Genomic DNA, 14,975 nt, shown 5'->3' with positions numbered 1-14,975 from the left:
GTTTGAATACCTTTCTTTACAGAATAGTAAATCATCCTGTACTTCCACTACTATTCGGTCTGACTTCAAGACAAATGCTCTTCGCGATTCACATCACGACTGATGGTGTAGCCGTTGGCCTGATGCGTAGCCAATACCAGCACCTCGGCAATCTGCACATGTTCAGGGGCAGACGCTGCATAAAATGCTACATCGGCAATGTCGTCACCCTTCAAAGGTTGAATGCCCTGATACACCTGATTGGCCTGTTGCTGATTGCCATGAAAACGTACGACACTGAAATTGGTCTCTACCAAGCCGGGCTTTACATTCGTCACGCGCACACAGGTATCGACCAAATCTACGCGCAACCCATCGGTCAGCGTCTTCACAGCAGCCTTGGTGGCACAGTACACATTGCCTCCGGCGTATGCCACATCGCCTGCCACACTGCCGATATTGATAACGTGGCCATGATTTCGCGTTACCATCCCAGGTACAATGAGGCGTGTCATTGTGAGCAATCCCTTGATATTGGTATCTATCATAGTCTCCCAATCGTCTTCATCGCCCTCATGCTCCTTTGTCAAACCTAAAGCCAGACCGGCATTGTTAATCAGTACATCTATCGCTTTCCAGTCTCCATCCAATGACTCCAGTGCCATCTTAGCAGCCTGCCGGTCGCGTACATCAAACTTCAACAGCTTGACTTGTACCCCATCTTTTTCCAACAGAGCCTTTAAGTTCTCCAACTTTTGCTCATTTCGCCCTGTCAGTATCAGACGATAGCCACCCTGTGCAAACTTACGGGCACATGCCTCGCCGATTCCACTAGTAGCTCCTGTAATTAAAACTAGTTTAGTTTTCACCTAATATATATTTTATTGAATAATGTATAGTCTGTTTTTAAATTCTATTTTTTATTTGCAAACATAGTAAAAAAACAGGCACGTGATTCTCTGCTTAACATCATTTAAGAAAATAACAATTTTCTTGAAATAGCAGCCTAATACAAATAGTTTTGGTAATGGTTGCAAATATTTCGCAACAACTGCGTTAATTATATCTTTTTTTTATAATTTTGCTGTAGTAAACTTTTACAGACCTTCAAACTTTAAGATAATACGACGATCATGATGAAACTAATTGCTGAGAGTGGTTCTTCACACACTAGCTGGGTGCTGATTGAAAATGGCAAGATTGTGGAGCAACAACGCTCTGATGGTTTGAACCCCTATTTCCAAAATAGAAGAGAAATTAGTAGAAGTATCAGACTCGGACTCCCTGAGGAATTTTTCCACAAGAAGATTCAACATATTTATTTTTATGGTGCAGGATGCGACACTGAAATACGTAAGAATACAGTCAAAGCATCTCTGATTTCCCAATTCCGCACTCCGGTAACCGTAGAGAGTAATCTCGTTGCAGCTGCCAGAGGACTCTGCCAAGACAGTCCCGGCATCGCTTGTATCCTAGACACCGGTTCGAACTCATGTCTCTACAACGGGAAGCAAATCGTATCGAGCGTTAAAACATGTGGATTCATCTTGGGCGACGAAGGCAGCGGCTCGGCCATCGGTAAGAGTTTTCTCTCTGACGTCATGAAAAACCTTGCACCCAAGGAATTGGTCAACGCCTTCTATCTGGAGAACAATACGAATGCTGACGAAGTGATGCACGCCGTATACAATGAGCCAAGACCCAATTATTACTTGGCTAAAGTGGCTCTCTTCCTGACGCCTTACACCTCTAACGAATACGTACACAGGCTGATTACCAAAAACTTCCGCTGTTTCTTTAATCGCAATGTATCGCAATTTCCATATCACGACTACCCTATCAGTTTTATCGGTAATGTGGCTCACACCTATTCTGGATTCTTATTGGAAGTATGTGACGAATTCGGTATTACTCCCACAACGATTGTTGAATCATCAATAAACGGACTGATTACCTATCACGGGAAAAACATTCTAACTCCTTAAGAAGATATTAAATATAACTTTTCTATCACAAAAGATAGAAACACTGATAATTATAAATGCAAAACCTCCGAAAGTGATGGAACAACTTTCGGAGGTTTTTTGTTTACGATATTTCCACAGACTATTTCTTGTCAGCAAGTATACGTTGTGCACAGTCGGCCAACACCACCACAGCGCCGGCCAATATGGCCACATCTTTTATAACTAGTCGACCGGCACCGGTTAGTAACGGGAAACCATGCTCACCACTACCTAAATCAGGCACCCAACATTCGGGAGTGGTGACAAGAAACGATAGCGTACCAAAGGTCATGATAATGACCAGACCTGTGCCAATAAATCCTACTTTAGGCCAGAAAATACCCAATAGTGTGAGCAAGCCAAATGACATGATGGCAATGCCGAGTCCGCGTGAAAAGATATAAGTACGGTTTGATTCGTGCCACGAACGCTTTACTTGATCAAACTCACCCTCTTTGAGTTTATAGTCTTTATATTCGGGGGCTTCCTTGGCATAGAAGAAACTCATGAAAGGACTGTTGGCAACAAACGGTACGATACCTTCGGCCTCGTAATGCCAAAACTTGAGTCCGCCTATCCATATAAAGATAATAAAGATGGCCACACGAATGAGATGAACACCCAAACCTTTGAGAGATGCCGCGAGTGTAAGTCCGTCGGTCACCAGAGATGCTATTTTCTTAATCATTTTGTTGTTGGTTTATATAAAATTATTACTATAAATTATTTCTGTCGGCAAATATACATCATCTTGATAATATATCGTACAAGAAGTGAATACTATTTTATCTTTCACCCCGAAAAATCCCACAATCGTGGGATGCCACTGCCCTGAAAACAGGCAATATAGATTGCTGGCCACAATACATAAATCCTCCTATCTAGCTACCAACAAAACTACCAAAAGTAAAAAAGAGTTCCCGTATGTTAATTTTACATATACTTAGCAGTATTTCTTTGCAAACATTTAGATTTTACCGTATTTTAGTACCCAACAAATCTATAAGCCTATAACCATGTACACAAGAAGAGATTTTCTTAAGAAAGCAGCTCTTGCCACTGTCGGTTCGACACTGATATTGGAAAAGGCTCATGCCTTAGAGGGAATTGTACGCCCCCTCATGCGGCAAAAGAAAGGCTCTTCAAAGCTTTCAGAAAATCCTGTTACACATCCAACGGAGAGTTGGGGAATCGTCACAGTCTCTGTGTGCAACATGCGACAAGCCGATGACTACAATTCCGGACAGGTTTCCCAAGCTCTACTAGGGATGCCTGTCAGAATATTGGCAGAAAGCCATGAATGGACAAAGATTCAGACTCCGGAGAATTATATGGGCTGGACATTGACGCGAACGGTTACACGTATCAATGACAAGCAGCATGCAGAATGGAATGGTTCAGAACAAGTGGTCGTGACAAGTATCTATGGCATGATTTATTCTGAACCCAAATCAAGCTCCCAGACAGTGAGCGATGTGGTGGCTGGAAACCGCTTCAAACTACTGAACACTACCAAACATTTCTACCATGTGGCCTATCCAGATGGCCGAAAGGGATATTTGAAGAAAGCCGACGGAGACTTACTGAGTCATTGGCGTAAACATTTGAAGCAGGACGCACAAAGCATTATTGCCACAGGGAAAAGTCTGATGGGACTCCCATACATGTGGGGCGGAACGAGCACCAAGGGCGTTGATTGCAGTGGTTTCGTACGTACTACCCTCTTCATGCACGACATCATCATTCCACGCGATGCCTCACAACAAGCTTACAAAGGCAAACACATTGACATTGCACCTGACTTTGGGAATTTAATACCGGGCGATTTGGTCTTCTTCGGCACAAAGAATATGGAGACCAACAAGTCTCGTGTCTCTCATGTGGGTATATATATTGGTAACAAGAAATTCATCCATTCACTGGGATTTGTACATATTGCCAGTTTCAATCCAAGCGATAAGGAATACGACGAATATGATTTGAACCGTCTTCTATGGGCACAACGCATTTTACCTTATATCAATAAGGAAGAGGAAATGACGACCACAGCCCACAACACCTATTATCAATAAGCTCCTGGCCAGGAGATAGAAATACCAGATTACGATGAGCAGCAGACGAGATTTTATCAAGAAAACAGCATTGGCTACACTGGGTGCGGCCATCTCTATAGACAAGATGGATGCCATCAAGCAGATGACTGTTCCCGAAATCAACGTCAATCGGACAAGGAAATCAGGTAAACTCAAAATGAGATTCTTCCCTTACGACCTCAAGCTGCGCCATGTATTCACGGTAGCAACCTACTCTCGCACAATGACTCCTGATGTTCAAGTAGAGATAGAGTACGAAGGCATCACCGGATATGGCGAGGCTTCCATGCCCCAATATTTGGGACAAACCGTACAGAGCGTCACTGATTTCTTGCAAAAAGTGGATTTGAGCCAATTCAGCGACCCTTTCCAACTGGAAGATATACTCACCTATGTAGACAGTCTGTCCCCAGGCGATTCTGCTGCCAAAGCTGCTGTCGACATCGCTTTACACGACCTTGTGGGCAAATTACTAGGTGCGCCCTGGTACAAGATATGGGGATTGGACAAACAGAAAGCTCCGTCGACCACCTTTACTATCGGCATCGACACCCCCGAAGTAGTCAGACAGAAAACCAAGGAATGTGCCAATAAGTTCAATATATTAAAGGTGAAACTCGGCAGAGACAACGATAAGGAGCTGATTCAGACCATCAGAAGCGTCACAGATTTGCCCATTGCCGTGGATGTCAATCAGGGGTGGAAAGATCGCCAGATGGCTCTCGACATGATTTTCTGGCTCAAAGAGCAATCTATTGTGATGGTAGAGCAGCCCATGCCCAAAGAGAAGAAAGACGATATTGCATGGATTACGGAGCATAGCCCGCTGCCAATCTTTGCTGATGAAGCCATCCAGAGATTGAAAGATATTGAGAGCGTGAGAGGAACTTACTCCGGTATCAATATCAAACTAATGAAATGTACCGGTATGCGCGAGGCCTGGAAGATGCTGAACTATGCGCGTGCCATCGGCATGAAAGTAATGGTGGGCTGCATGACCGAGACCTCCTGTGCCGTCAGTGCAGCTGCCCAACTCGCTCCTGCGGTCGACTTTGCCGACCTAGATGGAAACCTACTCATCTCGAACGACCGTTTCAAAGGAATGGAAGTGGTAAAAGGAAAGATTACACTGCCCGACCGTCCGGGTATCGGAGTTGTAAAAATATAACCTAAAAACAAACAGCATGCGTCTTCCGTGCCTTATCTTACTATCCCTCTTTGCCGTCGGCTCATTCACGGCAAATGCCTACTCATGGGAAGAAGATTTGCATCGTCGCCTATTACTCGATTTCGATAAGACTCGCAGCGAAGTCAAGACCTACATCCAACGTTTTATTCCGGATGTGACAGACGAGCAGATTGACGTATGGGAAAAATCTCATGCGTTGGAGAGTATGGTTATAGACGGACAGAAACGATATTTCCATCATGCAGCCCCCAACCTATTCAGAATTGACAAAAACTGCATTCGTATCAAAGCAGAGAAGGAAGGTTTGCCACAAGAAGGCTATGAAGAGAAAGACAAAACCAACGTACCACTTATCATTCAAAACGTCGATAAAGCCACTCGTATGGCAGAGCCGAAACGCATCAGGATTACTTATACCCTGACCGTGAAGCCGGATGCTGTGCCTGAAGGAGAACTCATCAGATGTTGGTTACCGTTCCCAAGGACCGATATTGCCCGCCAGACCGATGTCAAGCTGTTGAGTACAAGCGAGCAACAATACCAGCGTTCACCCCAAGAACACGCCCACTCCACCCTCTATATGGAGAAACGGGCCAAAGCCGGTGTCCCCACAATCTTTTCAGAGACTTTTGAATATAGCACTTATGGCTATTGGGCCGGACTTACCCCCGAACAAATCAAGCCATACAACATTCATAGCCAACTTTATAAGCAATACACCTCAGAGCGCGACCGGCACATGGTATTCACACCTGTGCTACGCCATCTGGCCGACAGTCTGACACGTGGAGAGAACAATCCACTTCTGAAGGCTCGCCGCATCTTTGCCTATATAGATGCCAACTATCCTTGGGCATCTGCCAGGGAATATTCCACTATTGAGAATATACCAGAATACGTAGTACTCAACAAGCATGGTGATTGCGGCCAAGTCACCCTGTTATTCGCCACCTTATGTCGCATCAGTGGAATCCCCTCACACTTTCAAAGTGGTTTCATGCTACATCCCGACAACGAAAACCTGCACGACTGGTGTGAAATATACTTTGAAGGCGTCGGTTGGATACCTGTAGATATGTCTTTCGGCATTCCCTCTTATGCCCGAAACGAGCAAGAGAAATGGTTTTTCCTGGGTGGCATAGACTCGTGGCGTATGGTCGTCAACCAAGACTTCGGCATGCCACTCTATCCTGCCAAAACCTATCCACGAAGTGAAACGGTCGACTTCCAGCGTGGCGAAGTGGAATGGCGCGGTGGCAATCTATATTTCGACCAATGGTCGTGGAATCTGGAGCGACGAGACATCTAAAGCTCCTTACACCATGAGAACCGAATCATTACTACATTGCCAGCAACCATATAAAGACGAAAAACAATAATATCACAATAACTTTAACGCATCGCTTATGAAAAAACAAATCACACTTATCAGTGCACTACTTCTCTATGGTAGCACGATGGGGACATTGGCTTCTGCATACGCAGCTAATCCACCTCAGTTTGTTAACAAGAGTGAGACGACTGAAACTGTCCAAGGTACTGTCGTCGACAACCAAGGTGAACCTATCATTGGCGCCAGTGTTGTTGAGCAGGGCACTACACGAGGAACTGTTACCGATGCCAATGGTAACTTTTCATTCAAAGCCGGTAGTAATGCCAAGCTTACTATTTCGTTCCTAGGCTATAAGACTACCACGGTAAAGGCATCTAACGGGATGAAAATAAAACTCACAGAAGACAACGCTTTGCTCGATGAAGTGGTAGTAGTAGGCTACGGTCAACAGAAGAAGGTCAACCTGACAGGTGCTGTTGCCAACGTAGATCTCGAAAAGACATTAGGCAGCCGCCCCGAACAAGACGTAACGAAAGCACTTCAAGGTTCTGTCCCTGGATTGACCATCTTGAGTTCCAGCGGTGATTTGGATGGTAGTCCCACTATCAGAATACGCGGTTTGGGTACATTGTCCAACGAGCAGAAGTCTTCACCTCTGATTGTTGTCGACGGAGTTCCCGTAGAAGATTTCTCGATGATTAATGGCAATGACATTGCCTCTATCTCTGTATTGAAAGATGCAGCCTCCTCTGCCATCTACGGTAGCCGTGCCGCATTCGGTGTCATTCTGGTCACAACCAAGCAAGGCAAACGAGGCGACAGAATCTCTGTAAAATACGATGGCAAATTGGGTTGGGACAATTCTACCTATCTGCCCGACTATCCCGACGTTCCCACCCAGTTGAAAGCTGCCATTGCAGCCAAGCAGAGAGCTGGTTCAGGCGCTGTAGAATTGTTCGGTATGCACTTCGACAAATTGCTCCCCTATGCCGAGAAATGGAAAGAGCAGCATTCTGGTCGCAAGGGGTACAGTGCTATGGAGCCTTGGCAGAGCGACAGTAATGTAGGCGACTATCTCTTTAACGGCAAACAGGCACTCTACTATGCTGACTATGATATCCAGAAGATATGGTACAACGATGCAGCCCCCTCGCAGAGTCATGACATTTCGTTAAGCGGTTCAAGCGGTCGTACCACATTCTATGCCGCCTACGGTTACAGCAGCAAGCAGGATGTCATGAAGTTCAATCCGGGTGTCAGAAGCAAATATAATGCCACAGTCAATCTCAATACCGCCATCACCGATTGGTTGAGTGCCGGTCTCCGAGTGAACTATACACACCGGAAAATGGGCCGTGCCAATGCTTACAACAACATCTACCAATACTTATGGCGCTGGGGGTCTTTCTTCATTCCGTCAGGCTATATGCAGGAAGCAGATGGTACTGTCAACGACTATCGCGTCATAGCAATGCAGAAACAGGCATCCCGTATGTATGCTTTCCACGATCAAATAAATCTCAATGCCTACATCAAAGCCAACATTACGAAAGACCTTACCCTCAATGCCGACTACACATATAAGGTAGACAACTTCAATTTCAAGTCGAGTAATCACAGCGTACACGGCATGAACTGGTCAGGAACAGCACCTGTGGACATAGTCCAACCCAGCACAACGAACGCTACACGATGGAATAGGAAGAATGCACAGTGGACTGCCAATGCCTATATCAACTACGCCCACTCATGGAACGACGCCCACAACCTGAACGTCATGGCCGGTATCAACGGCGAGAACTTCAAGTCCGACTACTTCTATGTACGCCGTACACAGCTTTATGATGAGAACTATCCCGAAATCAACCTGGCTTATGGCGATTTGAAAAAAGCTACTCTCAATTCCGAGACCGGCGACCGTGCTTCTGCCGGATACTTCGGACGTATCAACTACGACTACAAGGGTATCTATCTGCTTGAACTGAATGGACGCTACGATGGTTCTTCCCGTTTCCCCAACGGAGACAAGTGGGCTTTCTTCCCATCCGTATCCGTAGGCTATCGATTCACCGAAGAGCCCTACTGGAAAGACCTTCACCAGTACATTTCAAATGGTAAGCTGCGCTTCTCTTATGGCGAGATTGGTAACGAGGCAGTAGGCGACTGGATGTTCATCTCTACCCTGAGTCCTGAATCTGAATCAGACATCACATGGTTGAACGGCAGTGGTACAAAGGTAACCCAATTTAAAATTCCATCATGGGTTTCTTCTACTCTCACATGGGAACGCATCCATACCATTGATGCCGGAATCGACTTGAGTTTCCTCAATGGCGATTTGAACCTGACAGCCGACTGGTTCCAACGCTCTACTACCAACATGCTCGCTCCCGGTACAGCTCTTCCTGCCAGTGTAGGTGCTACCGCTCCCTACACCAATGCCGGCGAACTGCGCTCACGCGGTTGGGAACTTGCCCTCAGTTATCGCAAGCAGCTCAACAAGGATTTGGGCATCTATGCCAACTTCAGCATCAGCGATTCCAAGGCTAAGGTGCAGAAGTGGAACAATACCGCTAAGGTAATAGGCTATACAGGTGGTATCGTAGGCGACGCCAATGCCAAGACTTATGCCTACGCAGGTGAGAACTGGGGAGACATCTGGGGATTTGAAACAGACCGTTATTTTACCGAAAACGACTTTGACGGTAAGAATGCCGACGGTAGCTGGAAATATAAAAGTGGCGTAGCCAGCCAGGTTGGCATCCAGACCGACAACTTCGTGTATGGTCCCGGCGATATCAAGTTCAAGGATTTGAATGGCGACGGTGTCATCGACGGTGGTAAAGGAACAGCCGACGACCACGGAGACTTAAAGGTAATTGGTAATACTCTGCCTCGCTACGAGTACAGTTTCCGCGTCGGTGGTACTTACAAAGGCTTCGACCTCGACTTATTCTTCCAGGGAGTGGGCAAGCGCGACATGTGGACTAAGTCAGCATTTGCTTTCCCAGAAATGCGTGAGGCCGACCTTGCCATCTATGCCAACCAGACAAAATATAATGTCTACGACCCCGAAGGCAAGAATACCAATATCAGCGAAAGCAACGACTTCCCATGTCTCTACCCCGGAAACGAAGGTGCAGGCAACGTGCCCGGCCTTTCTCCCATCGGCGGTGAGCACAACTACTATCCGCAGACCAAGTACCTGGTCAACATGGCCTACCTCCGTCTGAAGAACATCACACTGGGCTACACCATGCCGGCCTCTCTCACCAAGAAATTCTATATCCAGAAACTCCGTGTCTATGGAAGTGTAGACAATCTCTGTCTGCTCTACAAGGGTAGCGGCAATCTGCCTATAGACCCCGAAATGAACGAAGGCCAAGGGTTACTCGCTTATGGCACATGGGGACGTACCTACCCCATTACCCGTACTTGGTCGGTAGGTCTGCAAGTTACATTCTAAACCTAACAGTAACACATTAAGATATCACGATTATGAAAAAATCAATCCTATATATCATGGCAATAGCCGGTTGCATGCTCACCAGCTGCAACGACTTCCTGGACAAGTCACCTCGTGACACATTCACCAACGACCCAAGCTTTTGGAACAATGCCAACGACGTAGCCAGCTATAGCAACAAGTTCTACGACAGCTACACCGGATACAGTTCTGGTGGCAGCTTCGGCTGGTTCTATTTCAAGACACTGTCCGACGACCAAGTAGATGGCAATTTTGCCGACTGGACCTTCAAGACCATTCCTTCTACAGCCAGTGCCTGGACAGAGGGATTCGAGGAAATCCGCCGTATCAACTACATGTTGCAAGGCATGGAGAATTCTACTCTGGCCAATCGTACTTACTATAAGGCTGTAGGCCGTCTCAACAGGGCCTGGCAATACTACCAGATGGTACGCCAATACGGCAATGTGCAGTGGCAGAATCAGGTTATATTAGACCCTGAAGACGCCACCATCTACGGAGAGCGCACCGACAGAGACGTCGTCATGGACTCGGTACTCAACGACCTGAACTATGCCATAGCCAATCTCAGCACTTCCACAGACAAGACCGCATGGAGCAAGGACATGGCACTGGCCATGAAGAGCGACATCTGTCTCTACGAAGGTACATTCTGCAAATACCGCACACAGGCCGACAACGGCAAGGCTCCCGATGCTGCCCGTGCCAAGAAATACCTGCAAGAGAGTGCCGCAGCTTCCGATGCCATCATTGCTTCGGGTACTTATGCCCTGACCGCCAACTATGGTGAGGTGTATAACAATCTCAATTTGAATCAATGCAAAGAAATCATCTTCTTCCGCAATTACGAGAAAGATATGATTATGCACGGCACTGTCGACTACACCTGTAGCTCCACCACAATCAACGGTATCACGAAAGATGCTTTCGACGCTTTCCTCTTCACCGATGGAAAACCGCTTGCTACGACCTCATGCAATAAAGACGACAAGGCTGTTCTCAACAAAGACGGCAACTTCTCTATCAACAAAGCCCTTGCACAGCGCGACAAACGACTCAGCGTATTGATTGACTCCATCATCTGTTTCAAAGGGCATGGATGGGCAAGACTCAACAATGAGGGTAAGGCTTCAGGCTCTTCAGAGATGACTTCGTCTACAGGCTACACCATCAGAAAATACGATAACCTGACGCTGGAGGCATACTACCGCACCAATACCAACACCGGTTACACCGATGCACCGCTCTACTGGTACGCAGTAGTGCTCCTCAACAGCGCTGAAGCAAAGGCCGAAATGGGTACGATTACCAATGCCGACCTCGACAAGACCATCAATCTGCTGCAAAAGCGCGCCGGCCTACCGGCCATGACCACTGCCGTAGCTGCCGACCCGGCCAACAATATGGGTGTCAGCAATCTCATTTGGGAGATTCGCCGTACCCGCCGTTGCGAACTGATGACCGACAACTGGTATCGCTATTGGGACTTGGTGCGTTGGCATCAGCTCGACAAGCTCGACTCCAACAAGTATCCCAACATCAACCGCGGTGCCAACCTCGCCAACATGACAGACGACGCAGTCAAAGTAGATGCCGACAAATACATGATTGGAACATCGGCCACGAGAACATTCCACAACAAGTATTACCTCTATCCTATCCCTAACAGCCAGCTCACCCTGAGCCCTGCCACCGGACAGAATCCTAACTGGTAACACTTTACGACCACGATAACCGTGCCGGACCAAACCTATGGTCTGGCACGGTTTTTTATTTTGTCTCTACTCCATAGCGGCTCTGCCTGTAGCCACCTCTCAAACACTTCTATTACTGCAAAGGCTTGGCAGATGTGCTGCCAAGCCTTTGCAGCATTGCTGTTTGGCCCTTGCAGTAACGCAAAATAGGCTCTTTTGAGTTTCTAAGTTTTTTAGTCTGTAAGTTGTTGGTTTACAACCAGATATAAAATCAATCATCAGTCGCATCACAATCAAGGCAGCAATTCTTAAAGATGGAACATGCCACAACTACTCCATGTTGCCACTATGCCTCTATAAAACAGTAAGCATACCTATATTATCAACACAACTCTGATTAAAGAAGCCAGTAAAATACTGTTATTAAAAAACATTAATCGTCTACAAATTGGCATACCCGTTAACACTAACATATAGTTTATTTCTTTATATTTGGAGCAAAATACAATAATTAACCTTTTTGTTTATGAGACTACAATATCCATTCATGAATGTAGGGGTAATTTTAAAGAATCTAACCTTACTAATCTTTATTTTATAACTATGTGCATGTTCACAATCAGAGAGTTTTCAACAGCTTCTTGAAAATAAAATGCAACTGGTATGAAGAGATTTGTAACATTATGCCTGTTTGGTTTATTATGTATTTTTAGCAATGCACAAACGCCGAGGTCCATAGATGTTCCTTTATTGGAAACTGATCAAGAAAAAGAAAATTACTTAAAACAATTAGTAAAGAACAAAAGAAACCTTATAGGACAACCAGCTTCTGAAGTTTATAAAGCTCTTAAGGCTGATGGATTTCCTATAAGGCATATGTCAACCTCAACAGTCGGCCCTTGGAGCCAACCAGACGGAATAGAATATATGACCGGAGTCATATGCTTTGATAAAACGATCAAAGAGATTGAAGCAACGAATACTGCCTTTTTGGTAACTATAGAACTCGGATTATGGGTAAACGATGTGGATTTCTGGCAAAATCTACCAAAACATAATTGGATGGAATATATACAAAAGCGAACGGGAAATGATATAATACAAGATATAAGCTATGTCAAAATGAGATTACATTGAATAGAAACATCATTAAATCAGGAGTCATACTATAAGAAATTCTACCTTCTATGCTCTAACAGCTATCAGCGATATGAAAAGATTTGTAACATTATGTCTACTAGGCATGTTATGTATATTTGGCAATGCACAAACGTCGGGGACTACACACATTCCCCTTTTAGAGACTGACTTGGAAAAAGAGAACTTCCTAATAAGAGGTGGTGAAAAACAAACAAAAATTCATTGGTTGACCAGCCTCTGTCATATATGCCTATATGAAAGGAAGCGGTTTCCCGATAAACTGGATGTCAACTCTCTCTGAGAGTGCTTGGAATCAACCCGATGGCAGGGAAAAGATGACAGGAGTCGTTATCTTTGACAAGACGGAAAAAGATGCACAGATGGAGAAGGAAAAATTTAGTGTGCATATAAATTTAGGCTTATGGGAAGACGACAACGATTTTTGGCAAGATGTTCCAGAGAAGAATTGGATGGAATACATACAAGAGAAAACTAAAGATTACACGATACAAAATATTGATTACGTAAAGTTCAGAGGCTTCTAAAAATCAAGACAGCCATGGTGTATCATAGAAAAACGCATACACCATGCCTGTTACCGTATAAAGAGAATAGTATCTCAAAGAATTTTCGAAAGTTGCCGGCGCTTAATGTTTCTTCAATTCGGCAGCAACGAGTTCGGCCAACTTCGCAGCCCCTTCCTCATTAGGATGAATACCGTCTTGATTCATCAGACGACCGTATGCTGCAAAGCCCGTATGCAAGTCGATAACCTTGCATTTATTCTTCTTCGCCACTTTCCGAATAGCCGGAATGATGGCATTGACCAGTATGGAATCGCTCATATTCCATGTAGGCTTGAAGGCAGGGATGGGCGTACACAGATAGATAGCAGGGTGAGTGGGCAAAGCTTTGAGCGTATCGACCATAGCCTGCAAATCGGTGGCAAAGTCTTTACCGTGCTGCCAATTCTCAGGTTTGGTATCGTTCGTACCCAGCTTCAGCACCACTACATTGGGTAGAAACTCGCGTGCATCTCTCCATACAGACTCCTGGGTGTAAGGCAGATTGCCTTTCCGCAGCAGGGTTCGGGCCGATATACCGAAGTTGCCGACATGATATTGACTGCCCAGAAGACGTTGCAGCACAGACGGATAACTCGTATGGGAGGGCATAGACAGGACCATACCTTCCGTGATGGAGTTTCCGATGCAAGCCACGCGAACAGCATCGGCACGCGGAGAATTGAGTTGTCGGAGCCAAGCTGTGAGGTCGTTGAGCATCTGATCGTGATGGGCGAAACTTGACCAGAATCCAAATCCGTGGCCACCACTGGGATAGACATGGAGTGTACAGTCGTTGCCTTGGCGCCGCATAGCCGAATAATAGGCCACGCCATTAGATACTGGGTTCACAGCATCGTCGTCGTTGGCAAGCAGGATAATGGCCGGTGGCGTGGTATGCACACGTACGCGGGTCTCCATCGAGTATTGTTCCTGCATGGCAGCATCGTCTTTATACTGTCCTAGCAGCTGTGCCCTTGAAGACACATGAGTGCCTCGTTTCATGGTTATGACCGGATAGAAGAGGATGGAAAAGTCGGGACGGTCGGCATAACTCAGCAGGCAGGAAGCCATGGCGGCCAAATGGCCACCGGCAGAAAAGCCCATGACACCCACATCGGCAGGGTTGACACGCCACGACGCAGCACTGTCGCGCACCGTACGGAGCGCCTGACGGACATCGTTGAGCGGCACATGGCGGTCGCCCTTTGGCATATTGTATTCCAAGACAAAGTAGGCTATGCCCTGACGGTTGAAGTATGCTGCCCAGTCATGTCCCTCATGGGCTGTGGCCAAAATCTGATATCCACCCCCTGGACAGTCTACGACAGCCCGACCGGTAGCCACCGAAGCATCGGGCAAATAGGCTGTCAACACGGTAGTACGCCCTGTAGCTAGCTTTAACTGAAAAGTGGCTGCCTTGCTCCACCCCATCACAGAGAATAAAAGACAGACTAGAAAAAGTGAAAAGTTTTTCATACGAAAGTAGTT

Annotated in this window: 11 protein-coding genes; 8 read left to right on the top strand and 3 right to left on the bottom strand. The window is 46.1% G+C overall.

What is annotated here, in order from left to right; all coding sequences use genetic code 11:
- Positions 1-65: 65 nt before the first annotated feature.
- Positions 66-848, bottom strand: coding sequence for an SDR family NAD(P)-dependent oxidoreductase (locus ACZ42L_RS01325; protein WP_464716405.1), 783 nt, complete (start codon positions 846-848; stop codon positions 66-68).
- 267 nt (positions 849-1,115) lie between these two features.
- On the opposite strand from ACZ42L_RS01325, the gene ACZ42L_RS01320 reads away from it, so the two are divergent.
- Positions 1,116-1,964, top strand: coding sequence for a hypothetical protein (locus ACZ42L_RS01320; protein ID WP_464701622.1), 849 nt, complete (start codon positions 1,116-1,118; stop codon positions 1,962-1,964).
- Between the two features lie 121 nt (positions 1,965-2,085).
- Here the strand turns inward: ACZ42L_RS01320 and ACZ42L_RS01315 are convergent, their stop codons facing one another.
- Positions 2,086-2,673 carry a DUF417 family protein gene (locus ACZ42L_RS01315; RefSeq protein ID WP_464700040.1) on the bottom strand — a complete coding sequence of 196 codons (588 nt, stop codon included), beginning with the start codon at positions 2,671-2,673 and terminating at the stop codon, positions 2,086-2,088.
- Between the two features lie 328 nt (positions 2,674-3,001).
- On the opposite strand from ACZ42L_RS01315, the gene ACZ42L_RS01310 reads away from it, so the two are divergent.
- The 7 genes from ACZ42L_RS01310 (at position 3,002) to ACZ42L_RS01280 (ending at position 13,466) form a co-directional block, all read left to right on the top strand.
- Positions 3,002-4,057, top strand: coding sequence for a C40 family peptidase (locus ACZ42L_RS01310; protein ID WP_464700038.1), 1,056 nt, complete (start codon positions 3,002-3,004; stop codon positions 4,055-4,057).
- 34 nt (positions 4,058-4,091) lie between these two features.
- Positions 4,092-5,246 carry a dipeptide epimerase gene (locus ACZ42L_RS01305; RefSeq protein WP_464716404.1) on the top strand — a complete coding sequence of 385 codons (1,155 nt, stop codon included), beginning with the start codon at positions 4,092-4,094 and terminating at the stop codon, positions 5,244-5,246.
- Between the two features lie 16 nt (positions 5,247-5,262).
- The gene (locus tag ACZ42L_RS01300) at positions 5,263-6,576 is read left to right on the top strand and encodes a transglutaminase-like domain-containing protein (protein WP_464716403.1); all 1,314 of its coding nucleotides are present in this window, start codon (positions 5,263-5,265) and stop codon (positions 6,574-6,576) included.
- Positions 6,577-6,673: 97 nt separating this feature from the next.
- A complete protein-coding gene (locus ACZ42L_RS01295; protein WP_464716402.1) occupies positions 6,674-10,066 on the top strand; it encodes a SusC/RagA family TonB-linked outer membrane protein in 3,393 nt (1,130 codons plus the stop codon).
- Between the two features lie 32 nt (positions 10,067-10,098).
- Positions 10,099-11,802 (top strand): RagB/SusD family nutrient uptake outer membrane protein, encoded by a 1,704-nt coding sequence (locus tag ACZ42L_RS01290; RefSeq protein ID WP_464700030.1) that lies wholly within the window; start codon positions 10,099-10,101, stop codon positions 11,800-11,802.
- Between the two features lie 642 nt (positions 11,803-12,444).
- Positions 12,445-12,918: a hypothetical protein gene (locus ACZ42L_RS01285; RefSeq protein WP_464716401.1), complete on the top strand. Its 474-nt coding sequence runs from the start codon at positions 12,445-12,447 to the stop codon at positions 12,916-12,918.
- A gap of 257 nt (positions 12,919-13,175) precedes the next feature.
- Positions 13,176-13,466: a hypothetical protein gene (locus ACZ42L_RS01280; protein WP_464716400.1), complete on the top strand. Its 291-nt coding sequence runs from the start codon at positions 13,176-13,178 to the stop codon at positions 13,464-13,466.
- A 102-nt stretch (positions 13,467-13,568) separates the two neighbouring features.
- Here the strand turns inward: ACZ42L_RS01280 and axeA1 are convergent, their stop codons facing one another.
- Positions 13,569-14,963 carry an acetylxylan esterase AxeA1 gene (gene axeA1, locus ACZ42L_RS01275; protein ID WP_464716399.1) on the bottom strand — a complete coding sequence of 465 codons (1,395 nt, stop codon included), beginning with the start codon at positions 14,961-14,963 and terminating at the stop codon, positions 13,569-13,571.
- Positions 14,964-14,975 lie beyond the last annotated feature (12 nt).

This window comes from Prevotella mikamonis (assembly GCF_055381405.1).
The sequence above is the reverse complement of the archived record's forward strand: the minus strand, read 5'-3'. Positions and strand labels throughout refer to the sequence as shown.

What these genes read in the sequence shown, in the direction of transcription:
- ACZ42L_RS01320 (WP_464701622.1), top strand. Translation starts at nt 1,116, where the DNA reads ATGAAACTAATTGCTGAGAGTGGTTCTTCACACACTAGCTGGGTGCTG.
- ACZ42L_RS01315 (WP_464700040.1), bottom strand. Translation starts at nt 2,673, where the DNA reads ATGATTAAGAAAATAGCATCTCTGGTGACCGACGGACTTACACTCGCG.
- ACZ42L_RS01310 (WP_464700038.1), top strand. Translation starts at nt 3,002, where the DNA reads ATGTACACAAGAAGAGATTTTCTTAAGAAAGCAGCTCTTGCCACTGTC.
- ACZ42L_RS01305 (WP_464716404.1), top strand. Translation starts at nt 4,092, where the DNA reads ATGAGCAGCAGACGAGATTTTATCAAGAAAACAGCATTGGCTACACTG.
- ACZ42L_RS01300 (WP_464716403.1), top strand. Translation starts at nt 5,263, where the DNA reads ATGCGTCTTCCGTGCCTTATCTTACTATCCCTCTTTGCCGTCGGCTCA.
- ACZ42L_RS01295 (WP_464716402.1), top strand. Translation starts at nt 6,674, where the DNA reads ATGAAAAAACAAATCACACTTATCAGTGCACTACTTCTCTATGGTAGC.
- ACZ42L_RS01290 (WP_464700030.1), top strand. Translation starts at nt 10,099, where the DNA reads ATGAAAAAATCAATCCTATATATCATGGCAATAGCCGGTTGCATGCTC.
- ACZ42L_RS01285 (WP_464716401.1), top strand. Translation starts at nt 12,445, where the DNA reads ATGAAGAGATTTGTAACATTATGCCTGTTTGGTTTATTATGTATTTTT.
- ACZ42L_RS01280 (WP_464716400.1), top strand. Translation starts at nt 13,176, where the DNA reads ATGAAAGGAAGCGGTTTCCCGATAAACTGGATGTCAACTCTCTCTGAG.
- axeA1 (WP_464716399.1), bottom strand. Translation starts at nt 14,963, where the DNA reads ATGAAAAACTTTTCACTTTTTCTAGTCTGTCTTTTATTCTCTGTGATG.